This is a genomic window from Bradyrhizobium sp. OAE829 (assembly GCF_040546575.1).
Lineage (GTDB): Bacteria > Pseudomonadota > Alphaproteobacteria > Rhizobiales > Xanthobacteraceae > Bradyrhizobium.
The window spans coordinates 5,415,275-5,436,612 of sequence record NZ_JBEPOE010000001.1 but is presented as its reverse complement, the minus strand read 5'-3'; the positions used below and the strand labels follow the sequence as shown (position 1 = coordinate 5,436,612).

19 protein-coding genes are annotated in these 21,338 nt (G+C 63.5%); 9 read left to right on the top strand and 10 right to left on the bottom strand.

All coding sequences use genetic code 11. The features are described 5' to 3' along the window. Positions 1–23 precede the first annotated feature (23 nt). Positions 24–305: a hypothetical protein gene (locus ABIE49_RS26080; protein ID WP_192736882.1), complete on the bottom strand. Its 282-nt coding sequence runs from the start codon at positions 303–305 to the stop codon at positions 24–26. Between the two features lie 175 nt (positions 306–480). Here ABIE49_RS26080 and ABIE49_RS26075 point away from each other — a divergent pair, with 175 nt between their 5' ends. Next, positions 481–1,479, top strand: a complete 999-nt coding sequence (locus ABIE49_RS26075) for a flagellar motor protein MotA (protein ID WP_192736883.1) — start codon at positions 481–483, stop codon at positions 1,477–1,479. Between the two features lie 70 nt (positions 1,480–1,549). After that, the gene (locus tag ABIE49_RS26070; protein WP_192736884.1) at positions 1,550–2,581 is read left to right on the top strand and encodes a peptidoglycan -binding protein; all 1,032 of its coding nucleotides are present in this window, start codon (positions 1,550–1,552) and stop codon (positions 2,579–2,581) included. Positions 2,582–2,686: 105 nt separating this feature from the next. On the opposite strand, the gene ABIE49_RS26065 is transcribed toward ABIE49_RS26070, so the two are convergent. After that, positions 2,687–4,546: an ABC transporter ATP-binding protein/permease gene (locus ABIE49_RS26065; protein ID WP_192736885.1), complete on the bottom strand. Its 1,860-nt coding sequence runs from the start codon at positions 4,544–4,546 to the stop codon at positions 2,687–2,689. A gap of 181 nt (positions 4,547–4,727) precedes the next feature. Between ABIE49_RS26065 and rpmE the strand changes: the two genes are divergently transcribed. Next, on the top strand, positions 4,728–4,955 hold the full coding sequence (rpmE, locus tag ABIE49_RS26060; protein WP_192736886.1) for a 50S ribosomal protein L31: 228 nt from the start codon (positions 4,728–4,730) through the stop codon (positions 4,953–4,955). Positions 4,956–5,042: 87 nt separating this feature from the next. Here the strand turns inward: rpmE and rcdA are convergent, their stop codons facing one another. The 3 genes from rcdA to ABIE49_RS26045 form a co-directional block, all read right to left on the bottom strand. Further along, complete coding sequence (gene rcdA / locus ABIE49_RS26055) at positions 5,043–5,555, bottom strand: protease adaptor protein RcdA (protein ID WP_192736887.1); 513 nt, start codon at positions 5,553–5,555, stop codon at positions 5,043–5,045. A 379-nt stretch (positions 5,556–5,934) separates the two neighbouring features. Then, positions 5,935–6,213, bottom strand: coding sequence for a hypothetical protein (locus tag ABIE49_RS26050; protein WP_192736888.1), 279 nt, complete (start codon positions 6,211–6,213; stop codon positions 5,935–5,937). Positions 6,214–6,264: 51 nt separating this feature from the next. Next, on the bottom strand, positions 6,265–6,456 hold the full coding sequence (locus ABIE49_RS26045) for a DUF1192 domain-containing protein (RefSeq protein ID WP_192736889.1): 192 nt from the start codon (positions 6,454–6,456) through the stop codon (positions 6,265–6,267). Positions 6,457–6,561: 105 nt separating this feature from the next. Between ABIE49_RS26045 and ABIE49_RS26040 the strand changes: the two genes are divergently transcribed. Then, on the top strand, positions 6,562–7,560 hold the full coding sequence (locus ABIE49_RS26040; protein ID WP_192736890.1) for an NAD(P)H-quinone oxidoreductase: 999 nt from the start codon (positions 6,562–6,564) through the stop codon (positions 7,558–7,560). Positions 7,561–7,680: 120 nt separating this feature from the next. After that, positions 7,681–10,557 carry an EAL domain-containing protein gene (locus ABIE49_RS26035; RefSeq protein ID WP_192736891.1) on the top strand — a complete coding sequence of 959 codons (2,877 nt, stop codon included), beginning with the start codon at positions 7,681–7,683 and terminating at the stop codon, positions 10,555–10,557. An 838-nt stretch (positions 10,558–11,395) separates the two neighbouring features. Here the strand turns inward: ABIE49_RS26035 and ABIE49_RS26030 are convergent. After that, positions 11,396–11,824 carry a universal stress protein gene (locus ABIE49_RS26030; RefSeq protein WP_192736892.1) on the bottom strand — a complete coding sequence of 143 codons (429 nt, stop codon included), beginning with the start codon at positions 11,822–11,824 and terminating at the stop codon, positions 11,396–11,398. 592 nt (positions 11,825–12,416) lie between these two features. On the opposite strand from ABIE49_RS26030, the gene ABIE49_RS26025 reads away from it, so the two are divergent. The 4 genes from ABIE49_RS26025 to ABIE49_RS26010 all read left to right on the top strand — a co-directional run bounded on the left by ABIE49_RS26025 (position 12,417) and on the right by ABIE49_RS26010 (position 17,380). Then, positions 12,417–12,857, top strand: coding sequence for a hypothetical protein (locus ABIE49_RS26025; protein ID WP_354066981.1), 441 nt, complete (start codon positions 12,417–12,419; stop codon positions 12,855–12,857). A gap of 302 nt (positions 12,858–13,159) precedes the next feature. Next, the gene (locus tag ABIE49_RS26020) at positions 13,160–15,001 is read left to right on the top strand and encodes a tetratricopeptide repeat protein (RefSeq protein WP_192736893.1); all 1,842 of its coding nucleotides are present in this window, start codon (positions 13,160–13,162) and stop codon (positions 14,999–15,001) included. A gap of 226 nt (positions 15,002–15,227) precedes the next feature. Further along, positions 15,228–15,884 (top strand): L,D-transpeptidase, encoded by a 657-nt coding sequence (locus tag ABIE49_RS26015; RefSeq protein WP_192736894.1) that lies wholly within the window; start codon positions 15,228–15,230, stop codon positions 15,882–15,884. After that, positions 15,881–17,380: a L,D-transpeptidase family protein gene (locus ABIE49_RS26010; RefSeq protein ID WP_354066980.1), complete on the top strand. Its 1,500-nt coding sequence runs from the start codon at positions 15,881–15,883 to the stop codon at positions 17,378–17,380. Before ABIE49_RS26015 ends, ABIE49_RS26010 begins: the two co-directional genes overlap by 4 nt. Positions 17,381–17,426: 46 nt before the next feature. Here the strand turns inward: ABIE49_RS26010 and ABIE49_RS26005 are convergent, their stop codons facing one another. The 4 genes from ABIE49_RS26005 to ABIE49_RS25990 all read right to left on the bottom strand — a co-directional run bounded on the left by ABIE49_RS26005 (position 17,427) and on the right by ABIE49_RS25990 (position 21,060). After that, the gene (locus ABIE49_RS26005; RefSeq protein ID WP_354066979.1) at positions 17,427–18,074 is read right to left on the bottom strand and encodes a hypothetical protein; all 648 of its coding nucleotides are present in this window, start codon (positions 18,072–18,074) and stop codon (positions 17,427–17,429) included. After that, positions 18,074–18,598, bottom strand: coding sequence for a c-type cytochrome (locus ABIE49_RS26000; RefSeq protein WP_192736957.1), 525 nt, complete (start codon positions 18,596–18,598; stop codon positions 18,074–18,076). The genes ABIE49_RS26005 and ABIE49_RS26000 overlap by 1 nt, the downstream gene beginning before the upstream one ends. A gap of 93 nt (positions 18,599–18,691) precedes the next feature. Beyond that, positions 18,692–20,452: a PQQ-dependent dehydrogenase, methanol/ethanol family gene (locus ABIE49_RS25995; RefSeq protein WP_192736896.1), complete on the bottom strand. Its 1,761-nt coding sequence runs from the start codon at positions 20,450–20,452 to the stop codon at positions 18,692–18,694. Positions 20,453–20,565: 113 nt separating this feature from the next. Further along, on the bottom strand, positions 20,566–21,060 hold the full coding sequence (locus tag ABIE49_RS25990) for a copper chaperone PCu(A)C (RefSeq protein ID WP_192736897.1): 495 nt from the start codon (positions 21,058–21,060) through the stop codon (positions 20,566–20,568). Positions 21,061–21,338: the final 278 nt, after the last annotated feature.

Below are 21,338 nucleotides of genomic sequence, written 5' to 3'. Positions count from 1 at the left end.
CCCTTTTCTGAGCACGATCCTTTTTAGAAAACCGGCCTCCACTTTCGGGGACCATCTTGCGGCGACAGCGAGAAGAACTGACGGGCACACAACTGACAGCCGCGATAGCGGTCATGACGCGAGCGCAGCAGTTGCGGCTCCAGCGACGGAATGCCGGTTACGCGGGCCAAACCGAGCGAAACGGTCCAGATTGCATCCACCCAGCCGGCATTGCCGGTGCTTGGCTGCACCATCCAGGTGCCCGCCATCCGGACCGAGAGCAAAACGGCCACCGCCGCCAGCGCTTCGAGATACAGGACCGTCATGAAAAATCCCGGTTGGACAAAGAACGTTTCCAAAATACGCTCAAGTCAAAGCCCGGTTTCGGCGTGAAGTTCCCCTCCGTCTGCCTGAAACAGCGCTTTTCCGATCTTTTTTCTCGGCCGCGCTGTGCCATATTGGCCTCCCAAACGCGGCTTTTCGCAACGGAAGACCCCCGCAATGCCCCAAGGCCCCTCCGCCCGCTCCGAAATGGAGATCGAGCTCACCAAATTGTCGTCGCCACAGATATTTCTAGTGCGGATGCTGGTGTTCCTGGTGCTGTGCGGCCTGGTCATGACGGTGCTCTACAAGCAGATCGTCACCGCGTTCTTCGCCAATCCCGGCCTCAACGCCCTGATCGGCGCGGTGCTTCTGATCGGCATTATCCTGTCGTTCCGGCAGGTGATCCGGCTCTACCCGGAAGTCTCCTGGGTCAACAATTTCCGCATCGCCGATCCCGGTCTCGCCATCGACCGGCGCCCCACGCTGCTGGCGCCGATGGCGGCGATACTCGGCGGCGAGCGCACCGGGCGGATGTCGATCTCGCAGCAGACCATGCGGCATTTGCTGGATTCGATCGCAACAAGGCTGGACGAAGCCCGCGACATCTCCCGCTACATGACGGGCTTGCTGGTCTTTCTCGGCCTGCTCGGCACCTTCTGGGGCCTGATCGAAACCGTAGGCTCCGTCGGCCAGGTGATCGAGGGGCTGAAGGTCGGCGGTGATTCGGGCTCGCTGTTCGATACCCTGAAGGAGGGTCTGGCGGCGCCGCTCAAGGGCATGGGCATCTCGTTTTCGTCCTCGCTGTTCGGCCTCGCCGGATCGCTGATCCTGGGTTTCCTCGACCTGCAATCGAGCCAGGCGCAGAACCGTTTCTATACCGACCTGGAGGACTGGCTCGCCTCGACCGTGCGCGAATATTCAGGCGACGGCACCACCGGTGTTTCCGGCGAGCTGCAGCAGGCGATGGAGCGGCTGCGCGCGGTGGTCGAGGAAGGCGGCAGCAGCCGCAGCACCACGGCGGCGATGGCCAATCTCGCCGAAGCCATTCAGGGCCTGGTCGCGCATATGCGCACCGAGCAGCAGATGATCCGCGAATGGGCCGACGGCCAGGGCGAACAGAATCGCGAGATCAAGAAGCTGCTCGAGCGGATCGCGCGCCAGCCCGAGAAGAGTTAACAGCATGATCCCGAAAAGTGGCGTTCCGGTTTCGGATAAGATCATGCTCAGGCATAAAGAGATTTAGCCGATGGCCCTCGCGCGTGCACGCCGCAACGAATCGGGAATGAACTACTGGCCGGGCTTCGTCGACGCGCTGTCGACGCTGGTGCTCTCGATCGTGTTCCTGCTCTCGGTGTTTCTCGTCGTGCAGTTCTTCCTGTCGCAGGAAGTCACCGGCAAGGACAAGGCGCTGGAGGCGCTCAACGCCAAGATCGCGCAATTGAACGATCTGCTGTCGCTGGAAAAACTCACCGGATTGAACCTCAGCGACCAGCTCTCGCAGGCGCGCGCCGGATTGACATCGGTGGAAGCGGAGCGAGATCGCATCAAGGGCCTTTATGAGGGGCTCGCCGGCGCCGGCAACGACGCGCAGGGCCGCGCCAACGAACTCAACAAGGCGCTGGATTCCGAGAAGGCGGTGACGTCGCGCGCGCTGGCGCAGATCGAGGTGCTGAACCAGCAGATCAGCGCGCTGCGCCGGCAGCTCGCCGCGCTCGAAGAAGCGCTCGACGCCTCCGAAAAGCGCGACAAGGAATCGCAGGGCCGCATTGCCGATCTCGGCCAACGCCTCAACGTGGCGCTGGCGCAGCGGGTGCAGGAACTGACGCGTTACCGTTCGGAATTCTTCGGCCGGCTGCGTGCGATTCTCGGCAATCGGCCGGATGTCCGGATCGTCGGCGATCGCTTCGTGTTCCAATCCGAGGTGTTCTTCGACACCGGACAAGCCTTGCTGCTGCCCGAAGGCCGCGCCGAGCTCGACAAGCTTGCTTCCGCGCTGGTTGATCTCGACAAGCAGATCCCGAGCGAAATCGCCTGGGTATTGCGGGTTGACGGCCACACCGACGTGCGGCCGATCATGAACAGCCCGGTGTTCAAGTCGAACTGGGAACTGTCGTCGGCGCGCGCGATCTCGGTGGTGCAATATCTGGTCTCGCTCGGCGTCCCCGCGCAGCGGCTGGTCGCCGCAGGCTTTGCCGAATTCCAGCCGCTCGACACGGCGCCGACGGAGGAAGCCTACAAGCGCAACCGCCGCATCGAGCTGAAGCTGACGGAACGGTAAGGGTGCCAACATTGTCATTGCCGGGCTTGACCCGGCAATCCATCAAGAGAGATTCTTTCGAAGCGGATGGATGCCCGGATCAAGTCCGGGCATGACGAGCGGGGTTTAGATTCCCTCGAACTGCAATCTTGCCAGCCTTGCATAGAGCCCATTGGCGGCAACCAGCGAGGCATGCGTGCCCTGTTCGACGATACGGCCCTGGTCCATCACCATGATGCGGTCGCAGGACAGAACGGTGGCGAGCCGGTGCGCGATCACGAGCGTGGTGCGGTGGCGCATCAATTCTTCCAGCGCGGTCTGCACCAGGGTCTCGCTTTCGGCATCGAGCGCGGAGGTTGCTTCATCGAGCAGCAACAGCGGGGCGTCGCGCAGGATGGCGCGGGCAATGGCGATGCGCTGGCGCTGGCCGCCCGACAGCGTCACGCCGCGCTCGCCAAGCTGCGCCTCGAAACCGTCAGGCAGACGGCGGATGAATTCGGTGGCATGCGCCTGATCGGCCGCGCGTTCGACCTCGGCATCGCTGGCATCAGGCCGGCCGAAGCGGATGTTTTCACGGGCGCTTGCCGCGAACACCACCGAGTCCTGCGGCACCAGCGCGATGCGCGCGCGTAACTCGCGTGGATCGGCCGACCTGATCGGCACGCCGTCGACCGAAATCGTTCCGCTGGCGGGATCGTAGAACCGCAGCAAGAGATGAAACACCGTGCTCTTGCCGGCGCCTGACGGGCCGACGATCGCGACCTTCTCTCCGGCCTGAACCGACAGCGAGACGCTGTCGATCGCCCGGACATCCGGGCGCGTCGGGTAGTTGAAGCTGACATTTTCAAACCCGACATCGCCGCGCGCCGGCACCGGCAGGGCGACCGGCGAGGCCGGCGCCGTGATCTGCGGCTTGACGCGCAGGATTTCGAACAGCCGTTCGGCGGCGCCCGAGGCGGCCGAGACTTCACCCCAGACTTCGCTGAGCTGGCCAAGGCCCGTCGCGGCGAACGCCGCATACAGCACGAACTGGCCGAGCCGGCCCGGGCTGATCGAACCGGTCAGCACGTCGTGCGAGCCGACCCACAGGATGACCACGACGCTGGAAAACACGATGAAGATGATGATCAAGGTCAGCACCGCGCGCGCCCGCGTCGAACTGCGCGCGGCGTCATAGGCCTGTTCGACCTCGCGGCCGAAGCGCGTCGCGGCCAGCCGCTCGCTGGTATAGGCCTGCACGGTTCGGATAGCGCCGACCAATTCGCTGGCATAGGCGCTGGCGTCGGCCAGCGTATCCTGTGCGTTGCGCGACAGCCGTCGCACCCAGCGTCCGAAAGCGACCAGCGGAATCACGATCACCGGAATTGCCAGCAGCACGAACAGCGAAAGCTTCGGGCTCGTGATCACCATCATGGTGGTGGCACCGATGAACAGCATCAGATTGCGCAGCGCGATCGACACCGACGCGCCCACCGCCGACTTGATCTGGGTGGTGTCAGCCGTGAGGCGCGACACCAGTTCGCCGCTGCGGGCGGAATCGAAGAACGAAGGCGACAGCGAGATCAGATGCGCGAACACGTCGCGCCGCAGGTCCGCAACGATGCGCTCGCCGATCGTCATGACCAGGTAGAACCGCGACGCGCTGGCGCAGGCCAGCACCGCAACGACCGCGATCATCACGCTGAAGTAGCTGTTGATCATCGCGATGCCTTCGGGGCTGAAGCCGAAGTCGATCATGCGCCGCACCGCGATCGGCACCACCAGGGTCGTCACCGCCGCGACGGTCAGCGAGATAAACGCCAGTATCGCCCGGCCGCGATAGCGCGCGACGTAGGGCGCCAGTGCCAGCAGGGGACGCAGTTTTGCGCCGGTTTTGGCCGGCGACTGCGTGAGCTGGCTTTCGATGAAGGCCTCTTCCTCGAGCAGCGCGTCGCGCCGCGGCGGCACGCCGCCGGGTGGGTCTTCAAGCTGTTCGGCTGCGCTCATGAAAAGGGACCAGTTTCGATGCCCCCAGATAGGCCCCGGAAGCGGCGCTGGCAAATCCGGCAGATCGGCCAATCAGACGGCTCTGGCAGCTTGTTTTGGCGGCCTTGTTGCGTTATAGACCCGCCCAAATCCCGTACCCCTGACATTTCGAGACGGGCGCAGGCGCGCCGAAGGATATGCCATGAAAGCCGAAATTCACCCGAATTATCATACGATTACGGTCGTTATGACCGATGGTACGGAATATCAGACCCGTTCCACCTGGGGCAAGGAAGGCGACAAGCTGAACCTCGACATCGACTCCAAGTCGCATCCGGCCTGGACCGGCGGCACCCAGCAGATGCTCGACCGCGGCGGCCGCGTGTCGCGCTTCCAGAAGAAGTTTTCGGGCTTCCTCAAGAAGGACTGAGGGTTTCGACCCCTCGCCATTCGGCCCAGGAATGCAAAACGCCCCGGTTTCCCGGGGCGTTTTTTATGGGCCGCGACGGTGGCGGAATTACCGCTCGAAGGCCGCCTTCAGGCGATTGAGCTGCGGCACCAGCGGATTGCCGATCGGGGCGCGTTCGGCCGCCGGCGCATGGATCGAAGTGTCGAGCCGCCGCACCCGCGACTGCAGGTTCATCGAACGCTCGATCAGGTGCTGCAACTGCAACGGCAGTTTGGCGATCATGTCTTCGGGACCGGGATCGGCGGCGGAGAGCTTGACCTTGGTCTTTTCGCGGTTGGCCTGGGTCAGCGTCATCTCGCCTTCCTTCACCGCGCGATGCAGCAGCAGCCATGAGGCGAGCTGCATCAGGCGCGTGGTCAGCCGCATGCTTTCGGTCGCATAGGTGAGACTGACGGAGCGTTCGAGCGCCTTGGCCTCGGCGCGGCCGTCACCGTCGAGATAGGCCGCGGTCTCCTCGACCAGATCCATGCCCTCGCGGAACAGGGTTCCGAATGCCGCCGAATTAGTCAGCCGCTCGCTGAATTGAACGAGCGCGGAATCGCTGTGCAGCCGGTCCGCCATAGTTAACGCCCTCACGCCACTGATACGCTGCCGGCTTTTCAAACCGCCGACTTATGATGAACAAATCATTGCGCTTGCGAGGGCGAGAGTCCAGCCGCATCCGGAAATATGGTTTCCAGCGATGCGGGCACAAAAAAGAGCCGCCGTTTCCGGCGGCTTTTGAAGTTGATAACAGGGAGGCGTCAAACAGAGTGGACAGGAGCCACTCGGTGTCCAAACGAGGACGATGCCAGTCATAAACGAGAAAGCTTAATTGATCGTAAACGAGCGATTTTCTTCAGGCTTTGTTTGCCATGTCGGCCATTGGCCTAGTTTGGGACATGCAGCATTCCCGGCACCATTCAACGCGAGGCACTGCCCGGATTAGGCCATTGGCCGCTTACTGTTCATCGCAGGTGAACCCCGGCGGGAACCGCTTCATGTATGTCTCGTCGCAGTTTCGGTCGCACTGGCGCTTGTGCTGCCGGGCGAGGACCTGACACGATTTGTTGGACGGCAGTTCGGCGCAGGCGGCGAGATTTTTTTGGAACGGCTTCTTGCAGCGCTGCGCCTTGCATTCGCCCGAGGTCATGTCGATCCCGACGCAGCTCGCCGGCGTCCGGGCACCGGCCGGGGCACTCAGTCCGGCAAACACAATACCCATGACGACCGCGCCCATGACGGCCGCGCCAACCAGACGTCTCCTACGCATTCCCATTCCGGCCCTCGGCTACGACTTGAAAAAACTGTTCGCGGCATCCTTGGACGCGCGCTTCTTGGCCATCGCCGCCTGCAGCCGTTCGATCTCGGAATTCATCAGCGCGATGCGCTCGGTCAATTCCTCGACCGACAGCAGCGACAGGTCCTGCCCGATCTCGTGGGTGATTTTCTTCCTCGGCTTGTCGTCATCCTCGATGGCCATGCGTTTCCTCCGTGCCCGGCGATCCCTTGAGGCGGTTGCCAGCCCCATGACGGCTGGCTAATCAGGGGCCGCCTTCAAAATTCCCGTATTTCGCAAGGACAAATCATGGAAAAGCTGCCCGCGCAAATGACCGTCGTCGGCATCAGCAAGCCCGGCGGCCCCGAAGTGCTGTTGCCGGAAACCCGCAGCGTTCCCGTTCCCGGCCCCGGCGAAATCCTGGTCAAGGTCGCCGCCGCCGGCGTCAACCGTCCCGACGTCGCGCAGCGGTCCGGCGCCTACCCGCCGCCGCCCGGCGCCAGCGACCTGCCCGGCCTCGAAATCGCCGGCGAAGTGGTTGCGCTCGGCGCGGGTGCGAGCAAACACAAGCTCGGCGACAAGGTGATGTCGCTGGTGGCCGGTGGCGGCTACGCGCAATATTGCATCGCGCAAGACGCGCAGGCGATGAGCGTGCCGCCAGTCCTGTCGATGCAGGAAGCCGGCGCGATTCCGGAAACGCTGATGACGGTCTGGCACAATGTGTTCGAGCGCGGCGCGCTCAAGCCCGGCGAAACACTGCTGATCCATGGCGGCTCGTCCGGCATCGGCACCATGGCGATCCAGCTCGCCAAGGCCTTTGGTTCCAAGGTGATCGTCACCGTCGGCGGCCAGGACAAGGTCGATGCGTGCCTGAAGCTCGGCGCCGACCGCGCCATCAACTACAAGACCGAGGACTTCGTCGCCGAGGTCAAGGCGGCGACCGGTGGCACGGGCGCCAACGTCATCCTCGACATGGTGGCCGGCGACTACGTCGATCGCAACTATGATGCCGCCGCGGTCGATGGCCGTATCGTGCAGATCGCAACGCTCAACGGACCCAAGATTACCGTCAACATCGCCAAGGTCATGGTGAAGCGGCTGACCCACACCGGCTCCACCCTGCGTCCCCGTACTAATGCGGATAAGGCGGCGATGGTCGCGGCGATCGAGGCCAAAGTGATGCCCCTGATGCGCGAAGGGCGCGTAAAGCCGCTGATGGACAGCGCATTCCCGCTGGAAAAGGCGGCTGACGCGCACCGGCGGATGGAGACCAGCGCACATATTGGCAAAATTGTGTTGGAGGTTTAACGCTCCGGACCGAAGCGAAGGCGGAAACCCTTTGATTTCCTTCGCTTTCATGTCATTTATCGCGGCAACGTTTGGGCTGTTCGCTGGCCCGGGAACATCGTTGATCGCGGAGTACTGAAATTGCGTCTGATCAGGTGCCTTGCGCGGCTCGCGCTGGGCCTCATGATTGTTGCGTATGCGCTTCCGGCGCACGCCATCGACGCTGTCAGCGTCCGCAGTGACGCGCCTGCCATCGACCTCACCGCGGTGCTCGATCATCAGCGCAGCGATGCCGACCGCATCCAGGTTTCGACCGCGCCCGGCACCGACGGCATCGTCCGCCGCATCGAGGTACGCGCCCGTGAAGGCGGCCAGAACTGGGTGGTGTTCGCGCTCGCCAACAACACCGACGACCAGCTCGACCGCCTGATCGTTGCCCCGCACTACCGCATCGTGTCGTCGGGACTGCTGTGGCCCGATCTCGGATTGTCGCGCATCGCCACCATCACGCCCTCGACCGGCGACCGGCCCGAGCGCCAGGAAAGCGCCACCGCGGACATCTTCCGCATCACGCTCGATCCCGGCGCCGTCGTCACCTTCGTCGCGGAACTGCGCACCGACAAGCTGCCGCAGCTCTATCTGTGGGAACCGGACGCCTACAAGGACAAGGTCAACTCGTTCACGCTCTACCAGGGCATCGTGATCGGGATCTCCGGCCTGCTGGCCCTCGTGCTCACCATCCTGTTCGTGGTCAAGGGCAGCATCATGTTCCCGGCCGCCGCCGCGCTGGCCTGGGCGGTGCTGGTCTATATCGGCGTCGATTTCGGCTTCTGGGGCAAGGTTCTGGACATGCAGAACAACGCCGAGCGCGTCTGGCGCGCGGCGGGTGAAGCCATTCTGGCGGCGACGCTGCTGGTGTTCCTGTTCGCCTATCTCAATCTCAGCCGCTGGCATGTGCGCTATTCCCACATCACCGTCGGCTGGCTGACCTTCCTCGGATCCTTGGTGGCGCTGGCGCTGTTCGATCCGGCGGTTGCTTCCGGCATCGCGCGGATGTCGCTAGTCATGATCGCCTTCGCCGGTTTTGCCCTCATCGTCTATCTCTCCACGCATGGTTTCGACCGCGCGGTGCTGTTGATCCCGACCTGGTTCCTCCTGGTCGTCTGGGTGGTCGCGGCCGGCATGGCGGTGGCCGGAAACGTCACCAACGACATCGTCGGCCCGGCGCTGCTCGGCGGCCTCGTGCTGATCGTGATGCTGATCGGGTTTACGGTCATGCAGCACGCCTTCGCGGGCGGCGGCGCCACCACCGGCGTGGTCTCCGACGTCGAACGCCGCGCGCTGGCGCTGACCGGTTCCGGCGATTTGATCTGGGACTGGGACGTCTCCGCCGACAAGGTGTTCACCAGCCCCGAGACCGAAAGCCTGCTCGGCCTCAAGCGCGGCACGCTGGAAGGCCCGGCGGCCAAATGGCTCGAGGTGCTGCATCCGCTCGACCAGGACCGTTTCCGCGCTGCGCTGGACAGCGTGCTCGACCAGCGCCGCGGCCGGCTGGTGCAGGATTTCCGCCTGCGCACCCCGGACGGCCACTTCATGTGGTTCGCGCTGAAAGCGCGCCCGGTGGTCGGCTCCGACGGCGAGGTTTCCCGCGTCGTCGGCACCCTGACCGACGTCACCGAGCAGAAGAACGCCGAGGAGCGCATGCTGCATGACAGCGTGCACGACAACCTGACCGGCCTGCCGAACCGCAAATTGTTCATCGACCGCCTCGGCGCGGTGGCGAATTTCGCCAAGACGATGCCGAACCTGCGGCCGACGCTGATGGTGATCGACCTTGACCGCTTCAAGCAGGTCAATGATTCCGTCGGCATCGCGGTCGGCGACTCGATCCTGCTGACGCTGGCGCGGCGGCTGACCCGGATTCTGAAACCGCAGGACACGCTGGCGCGGCTCGCCGGCGACCAGTTCGGCCTGATCCTGATGTCGGAACAGGATTCGGCGCGCATCACCGCCTTTGCCGAAACCATCCGCAAGACCATCCGCGCGCCCATCGCCTTCAACGACCGCGAGATCTTCCTGACCGCTTCGATCGGCCTCGCCTTGAGCGACCCGCAGACGCAGCTGTCCGACGAGATCATCAAGGACGCCGAGCTTGCGATGTATCATTCCAAGCGCATCGGCGGCGACCGCATCGACGTCTACAAGCCGGCGATGCGCGCCCGCAAGACCGACCGGCTGACGCTGGAATCCGAATTGCGCCGCGCCATCGAGCGCCAGGAAATCACGATCCTCTATCAGCCCATCGTGCGGCTGGAGGATCGCTCAATCGCCGGCTTCGAGGCGCTCGCGCGCTGGGATCACCCCAAGCTCGGGCGGATGTCGCCGTCGGAATTCATCTCTATTGCAGAGGAGATCGGCCTGATCGTCGACCTCGGCATGTTCGTGATGGACCAGACGGCAAAGCAGCTCGCGGTGTGGCAGCGCGCGATGCGCTCGCGCGAGCCGATCTTCGCCAGCGTCAACGTCTCCTCGCGGCAGTTGCTGCGCCACGACCTGATCCACGATATCCGCACCGTGCTGTCGCGCTCCTCGGTGGCGCGCGGCACGCTGAAGCTCGAACTGACCGAGTCGCTGGTCATGGAGAACCCGGAACACGCAGCGCAGATGCTGACGCGGATCCGCGAGCTCGGCACTGGATTGTCGCTCGACGATTTCGGCACCGGCCATTCCTCGCTGGCCTATCTGCAGCGCTTCCCGTTCGACACCATCAAGATCGACCAGTCGTTCGTGCGCACCACCAGCCGCGGCACCCGCCCGGTAATCCTGAAATCGATCATCGCGCTCGCCCACGACCTCGGCATGGATGTGGTCGCCGAGGGCGCCGAGACTGACTCCGATGCGGTCGAGCTCTACCAATTGGGCTGCGAATACGCGCAAGGTTTTGCCTTCGGCGAGCCGATGGACGCGGATGCGGCGATGCGGCTGCTGACGGAAGAGCGGCTGGAAGCGGCGAGCTGAGTCACAACCGCTGTCGGTTGCGCGAAGTCGGTAATCAGTGCGCCCAGACCCATCCACGTCATTGCGAGCGCAGCGAAGCAATCCATTCTTCCTTCGCGCGGCGACATGGATTGCTTCGCTGCGCTCGCAATGACGGGAATGGTGCAGCACCGCACACAACTGTCGTCACCCGCGAAAGCGGGTGATCCAGTACGCCGCGGCTTCTCGGTTCTATCAGCAGCGCCTCTGGAATACTGGATCACCCGCATGCGCGGGTGATGACAGCTGAATATGTGTTCGCAGTCTCGCGACGCATTGCGCCCGAGCTTTGCCAGAAATTTCCTTGCTCCCGAAATCGAGAGGGCGCAGGGAAGACCGGGTGCGCGCTGCACCCGCGGTCTCGCGTGCGGTTTGCACTAAGTAGGCTGCACACGAGCATACAGGGCAGCGGAGAACACCCGGCCTTCCCTGCGCAATGGCTTTACGGCTTATGCCGTGCTCTCCCCGGAGACGAGTTCTTGGTTGACTCCGTCGCTGCCGTTCGGCTCTCGCCTACCCGACAGCTTGACGCCTGCAACGGGCGCCAGGACCACACGGTTTTGCCGTACGCTTAGTCCACGCCATCGTCTCAGCGCAAACAAGCGTCCACCGCAACCCGTCCAACGTCCGTGACGACGGCCGACGCCCTTCTGAGTAGGACGGGATGGCGATAGATGCGCACTGATTTGGGCCGGCCGACAACAGAAATATTTTTGATTTACAGAAATTTTCTACTTGACACCGTTTCCGTAAATCAGAACTGATTTGCCCCGTCGGAGCAAATGTCGCGGCCGCAGCCGTTGCGGCCCCCCCTGCACATTCACTGACATACCAGTACGGGGGTTTTCGCTTGCGTCAGCACCTTGTTCGTCACGCTGCCAATCAGAAGCATGGAAAGTCCGCCGCGCCCGTGCGATGACATTACGATGAGATCGCAGCCTTTGTCGTCGGCTGCTGCAATGATGGCTTGATGGGGTTGCCCGTTCTCCACTTGAATCGTTTCGCAGGGAACACCAGCCTCCCTGGCCGACTTTGCCGCGCCATCCAGCGTGCTCGCGGCCTGTTCCTTGCGCAGCTCGGCATATCTTGCGACTGCTTCCTGGAATCGCCCTGTCATTTCTGAGAACGGTTCCACAACGAAGATCACGGATACCTTCGCTCCAAGGGATTTGGCCAGCGCCAACCCGTGCGCCACACCACGCTGCGCTAGATCCGACCCATCCGTCGGAATGAGAATATGCCGGTACATGCTTCACCTCCCGCTTTCCTGGACATGGCGTTGCCTTCCGAATGCAAGCTGGGACCGCGTTTCGGATACAATCTTGCGATAGATCAATCTATCGGCCTACCCGGCTTCGCCAAGGCTACGCCGGGCGGGCTTACGTCGTTAAACTTCATCGGTAACGACCCCACGAAACCGTGTTGAAGTCATTTAGCCGCCAGCTCGAAATCTGCCCAACACGATTTCCAGGTAACTTGTGCATCAGCCGTTGTTGCAAAGTTCGACGGCACGACAGTTTCACAGGTGCACTATGCGCGACGAATTTGCCTCATACGCGTTTCTTGCCGTGACCGCTGCAGGTATCGTCCTGCTGTGCTCAGGCCTGATGGCTCTGGTGCTCACCTAGCGGACTGCAGAAGGCAGCTTCCTGGCCGCCTTCTCAAGCTTGTTCCGCGGTGCTCGCGCGGCGAGGATCACTACCAGCGCCTGACGTTGCAGATGGCCGACTTCAATCATCGCCACCAATAGAGCGGGCCGAGCTTGATCTGGGTCAAAGGAGCGACATAGGCCAGCATGTACTGTGCCGTAATGGGGGCTCTTTTGCGCAACGGAGTAACCCATGAAACATGTAACAAGGGCTGTCCTTGTAGCTTCCGCCTTCACGTGTGCGGCATTGTTCTCCTTCGGTTGGTCTGAGCAAGACGGCATCTCACTGTCAATCGAGAGTGCCCAGGCAAGGGTCGGCCGTCCGCTGACCCCTGTGAGCGTCGCCGGTGTTGCGCGCCGACAGGCGCGGCGGGCTGCGTACGGGTATGGGGCCGGGGCAGTCGGTGCTGGCCTTGCAGGCGCCGCCGTCGTCGGCACGGCTGCTGCCGTCGCTGCCGCGCCTTACTACGGTGGAACGGGCTATTACTCCGGCGGTCCATACTACCGGGGTGCAGGTGGTGCTTACGCGGCCTACGGGTACCCGGTGCAGGACTACGCGACCCGCAACGGCTTTATGTGCCGGCCTGGCACCATGACAAAACTCGACGACGGCAGGATGTATCCTTGCCAGTAGCTCTACGACGCGGAGACGCGGCTCGCTTGAGCCGCGCCTACCTCTGTGCGCCATCGGCACGTCGCGGCATTCAGTTGTCGCCTTCTGGTCCCGAAGTGGACAAGAGCAGCACTACTGACCCATTACGGCGAGCCTTCCGCCGACGCTAACGTGTCGCAGCTGCAGATATTGCAAGTCGTCTTGCGGAATGGACGGGAACGTCTGAAAATTCGTTTCAGGGCCTCTTTGGACCCGGTTCCGACGCCCCGTTGAAGTCGCGGATACGGCAGATTTTTTTCTCTCCGCCGATTTTGGAGCCCACCATGGTGACATTCACGCGATCGCAAAGCCTGCTGGTTTCCGTAAGTCTTGCCGCACTGGGCGGCACGGCACTGGCGACGCTGCTGGCCGGGGGCGGTCTTTTTCTCGCGGACGCACGTGCAACCGCCGTGGATGCATCGGCGCCGCTCACCGACACCGAAATTCCGATCTGCGGCCCTGGGACGGGAACCGCCCGACCGAACATGATGTTTCGCCTGGTGCAGACGGAAGTGCCACGCGCCGAGATGAGCGCAGCCAGCCCCGCCCCGGCATTCGCGGACACCGAGCCGCCGCTGTGGACCGGCATCGGCTCCACCACCTGGAAGATTACGACCGCGAACGAGCGCGCGCAGGCTTATTTCGATCAGGGCCTGCGTCTCGCTTACGCCTTCAATCACGATGAGGCGCGACGCGCGTTTCGCACGGCGCAAAAACTCGACCCCGACTGCGCCATGTGCTTCTGGGGGGAGGCGCTGGTGCTCGGTCCCAACATCAACCTCCCGATGCCGGAGGACGCGGCCGCGCCAGCCTATGCCGCCGCGCAGAAGGCGAAGACGCTGGCCGGCAAAGCGAGCCCGCGTGAGCAGGCGCTGATCAGCGCCATCGCGGTGCGCTACGGCAGCGATCCCAAGGCTGCCCGCGCGCCACTCGACGCGGCCTACGCGACCGAAATGGCGAAGGCAGCAAAACAGTTTGCCGAAGACGACGAGATTGCCACGCTCTATGCCGAGGCGGTGATGGATCTCAGCCCCTGGGACTATTGGAAGCAGGGCGGCCGCGACGCCAAGCCACAAAGCGGGCCGATCGTGCCGACGCTGGAGCGTGTGCTGGCGCGTAATCCCAATCATGCCGGGGCTATTCACCTTTATATTCATGCCGTCGAGGCGTCGGACCGACCCAAGCGCGCCGAGCCCTATGCCGACAAGTTGCGCGGCGCGGTTCCCGGCGCAGGCCATCTCGTGCACATGCCGAGCCACATCTATTATCGGGTCGGCCGCTATCTCGACGCGCTGGAGGACAACAAGACCGCGGTCAAGGTCGATGAAAAATACCTGACCGAGACCAACGCGCCGATGGGCGTCTACAGGCTCGGCTATTATCCGCACAACGTGCACTTCGTGATGGCGTCGGCGCAGATGGCCGGCGACGGCCCGACCGTGATTGCGGCTGCGGAGAAGCTCGGCCAGCTCATTCCCAGCGAGGCAGCCAAGGGCATTGCGATGGTGCAGCCGGTCAAGGCGGCGCCATACTTCGCGCACGCGCAGTTCAGCACGCCGGAGACCATTTTGGCGCTGCAAGATCCCGGCGATGCGATCCCCTATGTCAAGGCGATGTGGCTCTACGTGCGCGGCGTCGCGCTGGTGGCGAACCGCGACTTCGCGGGCGCTACTGCCGCAGCGAGCGCCATCGAGACGATCGAGCGCACCGCGGACTTCAAGCTGCTGAAGGATTCAGGCATCCCGGCGCAGGAGGTGCTCCGCATCGCGCGCACGGTGATCCTCGCACGCGTAGCCCAGGCCAGGGGCGACTATCGCACCGCCATCATCCGGTTCGAACGGGCGGCGGCGTTGCAGGACGCCTTGGCCTACACCGAGCCGCCCTATTGGTATTATCCGATCCGGCAGTCGCTTGCCGCCGCCCTGCTGCAGGCCGGCCGTTACGCCGAGGCGGAGCGGCAATTCCAGCGCGCGCTCAGCCGGGCACCCGCCAATGGCTGGTCGTATTACGGGCTGGCGGAACTGCACAAGTCACGCGGCAATGGCCCCGCAGCCCGCAAGGCCGAGGCCGACCTTGCCAGAACCTGGATCGGCGACCGCAAGCTGTTGCAGATTTCAAATCTCTGAGGCGCACCTCTCTCGTGCCGATGAAGTGATCGAGTGAGGCCGCGACTTGAAGAGAGTCTGGAAGAACTCGGCTTCACGGTCCGCAAGTGCACGCACGCCGCCGGACTGAGCGCGATTCCATGGACAGCACCTGACCTCGTTATTGCGCGGTTACTTTCCAGCGACGCCTTGATTTCTGCACTTTTTGAGAAGCAGATGGCCAATGTAACGCTTTGGAGGACAGGCCATGCCGAGGTCCGGGCTGGCGTTGTTGCTTTTAGGGTTGCTCGGCTTTGGGCTCGGCGGCTGCATGCAATCGACGCTCGCGCCGTCGTCGAATGCCGGTTTGACCCCGAGGGACCGGCAGCTGCTGGCCCACACGCCATATGCGCAGGCCAGCATTCCCGAGACCTATCGCCGGCATATTGTCGATTACATGCGCAAGGAGCAGCCGGGCACGATCCTGGTCGATAGCAACGCGCGCTATTTGTATTACGTTCTGCCGGGAGGCAAGGCGATCCGCTATGGCGTGACGGTGGGAGAGGAGGCGCAAGCCTGGTCCGGCGTCGCAACGGTTGGCCGTGTGGCTGAATGGCCGGACTGGATCCCGACGGCCGAGATTCAGGCCAGGCTCGGCCCCTACCCTAAGCGCGTTCCCGGCGGTCCGGCTAACCCCCTCGGCGCACGGGCTATCTACCTCTACGAGGGCAACAAGGACACCCTGTACCGTATCCACGGCACCAACCAGCCGGAATATATCGGCCATGCCATTTCGTCCGGCTGCATCCGCATGACCAACGAGGATGTCATCGATCTCGTGAGTCGGGTGCAGGCAGGCGCGATCGTCGTCGTCCTGCCGCCCGGGCGGACAGCGTGGATGGGCCCTGTCGCGGGACGCGCATGACGTCTCGTTGTGTGAATCCGAAGCACAGGCGGGCGCGGCCCGTGTTGCTTGCCGTTGCGGGCCTGGCCGTGCTGATCGCGGCAGGAGACGATGCGCGTGCCAGAAGCGGCGAACGCCTGATCGAGTCCATCGAGACGCGCAGTGCCAGCGAGCCGCTCGTCGCCATCGTTTCGCTCCGCGACCAGCGGATCACCGTCTACGACGCCAAGGGGTGGATCCTGCGGGCGCCGGTGTCGAGCGGCTCGAAGGGACGCGAGACGCCCGCCGGAATCTTCAGCGTCATCCAGAAAGTCGAGGAGCATTACTCGAACCTGTATGACGATGCCTTTATGCCGCACATGCAACGCATCACCTGGTCGGGCATCGCACTCCATGGCGGTGTCCTGCCGGGGCGTCCGGCGTCCCATGGCTGTATCCGGTTGCCATTCGAATTCGCCGAACGCCTGTTCGACGCGACCAAAATGGGCATGCGCGTGATCGTGGCGCCAACCGATGTAACGCCCGTTGAGCTTGCCCATCCGCTGCTGTTCCAAGCCAAACCGGGTGCCGGCGCCATTGCCGCCGCCCGCACCGCAGAGGCGCAGGAGGCGGCGAGGAAAGCGGCCCAGGCGAGGCTCGCCGCGGAGACGGCGTACCGGGAGGCCTCGCGCGCCAGGGAGCCGGTTCGCACGGCGGAAAATCTGAAGCGCAGAGCCGAGGTGCAATTGGCGGCTGCCGAGACCAGACTTGGCGCTCCCGGCTCGGCGGAGGCAAAGGAGCAGGCTGAGGATGACAAGGCAAAGGCCGCCGTCAAGGTCGCGGAGCTGCAGCTGCAATCGGACGCCGCCAACGCGGATCTGCAATCGAGGCTAGATGTGGTCACGTCTGCGCGTGAAGCTGCCGCCGCGGCGGAGACGACGCGGGCCGCGGCGGCCGAGGCGGCCCGCCAGGCCGAACGCGACCTGCAGCCGATATCGGTGTTGATCAGCCGCAAGACCCAGCGGCTTTACGTCCGTCAGGCATTCAAGCCCATCCTTGAAAGTGCGGTGACGATCGCGGATCCCGATCGTCCCATCGGCACGCATGTCTTCACCGCCGTCGAGCGCTCGGGCGACGATACCAAGTTGCGATGGAGCGCCGTCTCAATGGGCGTCGGTCGTCCGCCCGGCGCCACGCTTGAGCCGGATGACCGGGCGCGTGCGAAGCGTGGTCGCGACGCTGAGCCGGTGCCGACGGACCCCGGCACCGCAAAGGCTGCGCTCGACCGCATCAGCATTCCGCAGGACGCATTGGATCGCATCGGCAACATTACGACGCGATCTTCCCTGATCGTCACGGACGAGGCGTTGAGCACGGAAACCGGCAAGGGCACGGAGTTCGTGGTGCTGTTGAGCGGCGAGCCCCAAGGCGGCATCAAGAAACGGCGACGCAGTCCGGGGACCGATTTTCGTTACGCGCGCCCACGCAGCTCGCCTTTTTGGGGCTCGCCGTTCGGAAACAGCTTTTCTTCCTGGTGAGACCGTTCTTTGCGCAGCCGAAGTTTGCGCCCTGATCGTTTGCTCCCTAATCCCTGGCCCGCACGATGCTGATCCGGGTTTCGTCGACGAAATTCTTGATGTCCTGATCGGGCCGGCGGAACAGGTTGCGTTCGACGGTGAGCGAACGGCCGCTGACCGTCTTGGTGCAGCGCTCCTTCAGGTAGACGCCGCCGACCGGCTGGTCTCCCGCGTCGGGCTGACCTTCGCTGCAGTTCCATCCTTCCGGGCCGTAGCGCGACTTGGCCTGGATCCCGAGCAGGAACGCCTTCTTCCGGATATAGAGCCGCGCCTTCGGATCGGTCTCGATCTGCAAGCCGGCGACATGGCCGGTATCGTCGATCAGCAGGGTGAGGATCGCGGGATGGCCCGCCACCATCGTGCCGTCGCGGCTGGTGAAGGGATCGTAGCCGAACCGGATCGCCCGCATCGCCTTCGCGTCGGCAGGACAGTCGCGCCAGTTTTTCCAGCCGGCCAGCGTTCGCTTCGGATCGTCGGCGCAAGAAAAATCGACATAGCCGGTTTCAGTCAGTTCGCTCGCGGCCATTCCGAGCCTGATGTCACGCAGGTCGTTGCCGCCGAATTCTTCCGTATGTGCCGGAGAGTGCGCCAGTGCGACCGCCTGCCAGACCAGCAGGCCCGCAGCAACAACACCCGTTAGCTTCAATCTGTTCATCACTGGCTCTTCCCCGTGTTGGCGGTGGCATGATCCGGCTTCTGCGCCTCGGCCTTGTAGACGTCGCAGACCCGCGACGAGCTTGAGAAGAAGGCGACGCATTCGGCGTAAGTGGGCTCGCCCGCCCCCTTGATGTGGGCGATCACGTAATCGGCGACGGCTTCGATATCCTTCGGCCGCAGGAACGTTCCGCCCTCGGGCGGCATCTGTGCCCCCGCATCCTGGCGGGTCATGTCGAAGCATTTCACCTCATCGTAGGCGCCGCGCACGAAGAACGGCATCCCCGTGCCCGGCCGCCCGCAGCCGACGGTTTCAATGATCTGTTCGCGGGTCAGCTCGGTCTTGCGCAGCGACAGCGCATCGCCGCCGTAGCCGCCGCCGCCATTGCCGTGCCATTTGTGGCAGCCCATGCAGTTGGCGCGGCCGAACACCGCCTTTCCGGCGCTGGTCGGATCCGAAACCGTCGCCTGCGCGGACTGAGCATAGGCCGAAAAATTCAGCGCGACGACGCTCACGAGCAGCATGCCCGCCGCCAGCAGTTTGTTTGACATCATCATAGCGTCTCGTGTCGGGGAAGCGGGAGGGCCCGCTAGAGGCAGGCCCTCCTTCGGGGAATGTCAGAGCGCGAAGACGTAGAGCATCGATCCCGGCTGAATCTTCTTCAGCTCGGGCGTCGAATCGATGAACCATTTGTCCCAGGCGCCGCCGAGGCCGACCAGAATGGCGAGATATTGCTTGCCGTCGACCGAGAACGTCATCGGCGGTGCGTTGACGCCGCCGCCGGTGTTGAACTCCCAGAGCTTCTGCAACGACTTGGCATCGAGCGCCATCACCTCGCCGGAGGGCTGGCCGGTGAAGACGAGATCGGAAGTCGCCAGCATTCCTCCGAGATTCGGGAACGGCGTTTCCAGTTTGCCGGCGATCTTGCCTGTGGTGACATCGATCGCCGTGACGCTGCCGGTGATCCTGAACGGCTGGCTCGGGCCTCCGCCGGTCCAGAACTCCCGGGGCTTCAGCTTGTCCGGCGTCATCACCTCAACCTTGATGCGGTTGCAGCTCTCGATCACCGGGATGTACCAGAGCTTGAGGTCCGGATTGTAGGCCGTCGGCGGCCAGTTCTTGCCGCCCATGTTGCCGGGGCAGATGTCGGTTTCCATATTGGTGCGGCTTGGCGTCACCGACGCGACATAGGTCTGCACCGACTTGTTCGGGTCATACTCGATCGGCTTGCCGCTCTCCGGGTCGAGCCCCTTGGTCCACGTGACCTTGTTGACGAACGGCAGGCCCCACACGAATTTGCCGTTGGTTCGATCGATCGCATAGGCAAAGCCGTTGCGGTCGGCTTCGAGCGCGAGCTTGCGCGGACCGTTCGGCCCGGGGATATCGACCAGCACGTTTTCCGCCACGCTGTCGTAGTCGTAGGGATCGTTCGGCGTGTGCTGATAGTGCCACTTGATCTTGCCGGTATTGGCGTCGAGCGCCAGCGAACTGTCGGTGTAGAGATTGTCGCCCGGCCGGTACGCGTTATCCCAGTCCGGCCCGGGATTGCCGACGCCCCAGATGATGGTGTCGGTCGCGGGATCGTAGGTGCCGGTCACCCAGGTCGAGCCGCCGCCGGCGGCCATCGCGTTGTTGTTGTCCTTCCAGGTTTCGCTGCCGGGCTCGCCCTTGCCGGGGATCGTATAGGTGCGCCAGACTTCCTTCTGGGTCGAAAGATCGGTGGCGGCGATCCAGCCGCGGATACCGTATTCCGCGCCGGCCACGCCTGTGATCGCCATGTTCTTGACGATCAGCGGCGCGCCCGTGATGACCTCGCCCTTGTCCGGATCGGCCACCGAGCGCTGCCAGGCGACCTGGCCGGAGTCCTTCTTGGTTGCGATCAGCCGGCCGTCCAGCGTGTGGGAAATCACGAGATCGCCCCACAACGCGACGCCGCGATTATCGACGCCGCAACAGGCGACGGCACCCGCCCAGTCACGGTCGGTCTTGGGATCCATCTTCCAGACCAGCGCCCCGCGGCCGCCATGCGCATCGATCTTGTAGACCGAGCCCCATCCATCGGTGACGTAGAGAAAGCCGTTCTCGGCAATCGGCGTGCCTTCCAGGCCGCCATGGCTCCAGATGCCGCCGGGCTCGATGCCGCCAAGGTGCATGGTCCAGGCGACCTTCAGGTTCTTCACGGTATCGCGGTTGATCTCCTTCAGCGTGGAGAACCGGTGACCCGCATAATTTTGATGATGATGAAGCCAGTTACCGGCTTCCTTGTCGACGTTGAGCAGCCGTTCCTGATTGACCTCGTCCGCGGCGGAGACGGGCGTTACGCCCGCAGCGCTTGCGGCTGCCAATGCAACGGCAAGCAAACAGGCTCGCGTTGACATTTTCGTGTGACCTGAAGATCGCTCCATGATTATTGCCTTCCTTGTTGGAGGGTTGTTGTTGGCAGTTCATGTTGGCATTCTTGTTGGCAGTACTTGTCGGCAGTTCTTCGCGATCAGGGCGTTCGCGAAATTTGCACCTCCGTTTCTTTGGTGCCGGCCTTCTGAAAAACGATGGTGCAGGTGAAGGCCTCGCCGGGGACGAGCTTCTGCCGCGTCTGCAGCAGCATGACGTGATAACCGTCCGGCTTGAGTTCGATCGTCTTGCCTTGCGGTATAGGTATCGACTTGATCTCGCGCTTCGCGGGCGCGCCCTCGCCGCGATCGACAGTGTGTTTCTCGGAGAAATTCGCAAACGGACAACGGACGCGCAGCAGCGCGTCGGCTTCGGCCGCATCGTTTTTGATCGTCATCAGCAGCGGAAGATTGATGCCGATCTCGTCGGACGCGGGCACCGAGGCGTTGGTCACCTGCAGCGCATCACCGGCAGCGGCGAAGCCGGGCGTCAGCGCAAGTTTCAGCCCAAGCCCGGCAGCAAGTGCAAGCGCCAGCAGCGGCCAGCGGGGACTTGCAGGCAAGGGATGCCTAAAGGAACAGGCTGTCCGATTCATCGGCGCCATCCTCGCACGATCTTTTCTTGTTGCTTGCGTTTTAGATTACGCCCTTGGGTATTCCAATTCTTCCTAAATTGGGGCGGCGATAGGGCCGCGTGTGGAAAATGATTCCGGCAACCCGCTCTCCCCGGGTATGCCGCACGCCGGTGTTGATGTCAGAGCGGCTTGAGGCAGCGAGCCGAGCGCCGTGGCATACAGTACACCGTGGCGATCCATCGCTGACGTCTCTGCCATACCCGAGCCGCTTCGCTCGTTGAGCTTTGCCCGCCGGACTC

Bases quoted from the DNA above. Each gene is read 5' to 3' on its own strand.
- ABIE49_RS26080 (WP_192736882.1), bottom strand. From the start codon at position 305: ATGACGGTCCTGTATCTCGAAGCGCTGGCGGCGGTGGCCGTTTTGCTC.
- ABIE49_RS26010 (WP_354066980.1), top strand. From the start codon at position 15,881: ATGACGTCTCGTTGTGTGAATCCGAAGCACAGGCGGGCGCGGCCCGTG.
- ABIE49_RS26005 (WP_354066979.1), bottom strand. From the start codon at position 18,074: ATGAACAGATTGAAGCTAACGGGTGTTGTTGCTGCGGGCCTGCTGGTC.
- ABIE49_RS26050 (WP_192736888.1), bottom strand. From the start codon at position 6,213: ATGGGCGCGGTCGTCATGGGTATTGTGTTTGCCGGACTGAGTGCCCCG.
- rpmE (WP_192736886.1), top strand. From the start codon at position 4,728: ATGAAAGCCGAAATTCACCCGAATTATCATACGATTACGGTCGTTATG.
- ABIE49_RS26075 (WP_192736883.1), top strand. From the start codon at position 481: ATGCCCCAAGGCCCCTCCGCCCGCTCCGAAATGGAGATCGAGCTCACC.
- ABIE49_RS26040 (WP_192736890.1), top strand. From the start codon at position 6,562: ATGGAAAAGCTGCCCGCGCAAATGACCGTCGTCGGCATCAGCAAGCCC.
- ABIE49_RS26000 (WP_192736957.1), bottom strand. From the start codon at position 18,598: ATGCTGCTCGTGAGCGTCGTCGCGCTGAATTTTTCGGCCTATGCTCAG.
- ABIE49_RS26015 (WP_192736894.1), top strand. From the start codon at position 15,228: ATGCCGAGGTCCGGGCTGGCGTTGTTGCTTTTAGGGTTGCTCGGCTTT.
- ABIE49_RS26025 (WP_354066981.1), top strand. From the start codon at position 12,417: ATGAAACATGTAACAAGGGCTGTCCTTGTAGCTTCCGCCTTCACGTGT.
- rcdA (WP_192736887.1), bottom strand. From the start codon at position 5,555: ATGGCGGACCGGCTGCACAGCGATTCCGCGCTCGTTCAATTCAGCGAG.
- ABIE49_RS25995 (WP_192736896.1), bottom strand. From the start codon at position 20,452: ATGTCAACGCGAGCCTGTTTGCTTGCCGTTGCATTGGCAGCCGCAAGC.
- ABIE49_RS26030 (WP_192736892.1), bottom strand. From the start codon at position 11,824: ATGTACCGGCATATTCTCATTCCGACGGATGGGTCGGATCTAGCGCAG.
- ABIE49_RS26020 (WP_192736893.1), top strand. From the start codon at position 13,160: ATGGTGACATTCACGCGATCGCAAAGCCTGCTGGTTTCCGTAAGTCTT.
- ABIE49_RS26070 (WP_192736884.1), top strand. From the start codon at position 1,550: ATGGCCCTCGCGCGTGCACGCCGCAACGAATCGGGAATGAACTACTGG.
- ABIE49_RS25990 (WP_192736897.1), bottom strand. From the start codon at position 21,060: ATGAATCGGACAGCCTGTTCCTTTAGGCATCCCTTGCCTGCAAGTCCC.
- ABIE49_RS26045 (WP_192736889.1), bottom strand. From the start codon at position 6,456: ATGGCCATCGAGGATGACGACAAGCCGAGGAAGAAAATCACCCACGAG.
- ABIE49_RS26065 (WP_192736885.1), bottom strand. From the start codon at position 4,546: ATGAGCGCAGCCGAACAGCTTGAAGACCCACCCGGCGGCGTGCCGCCG.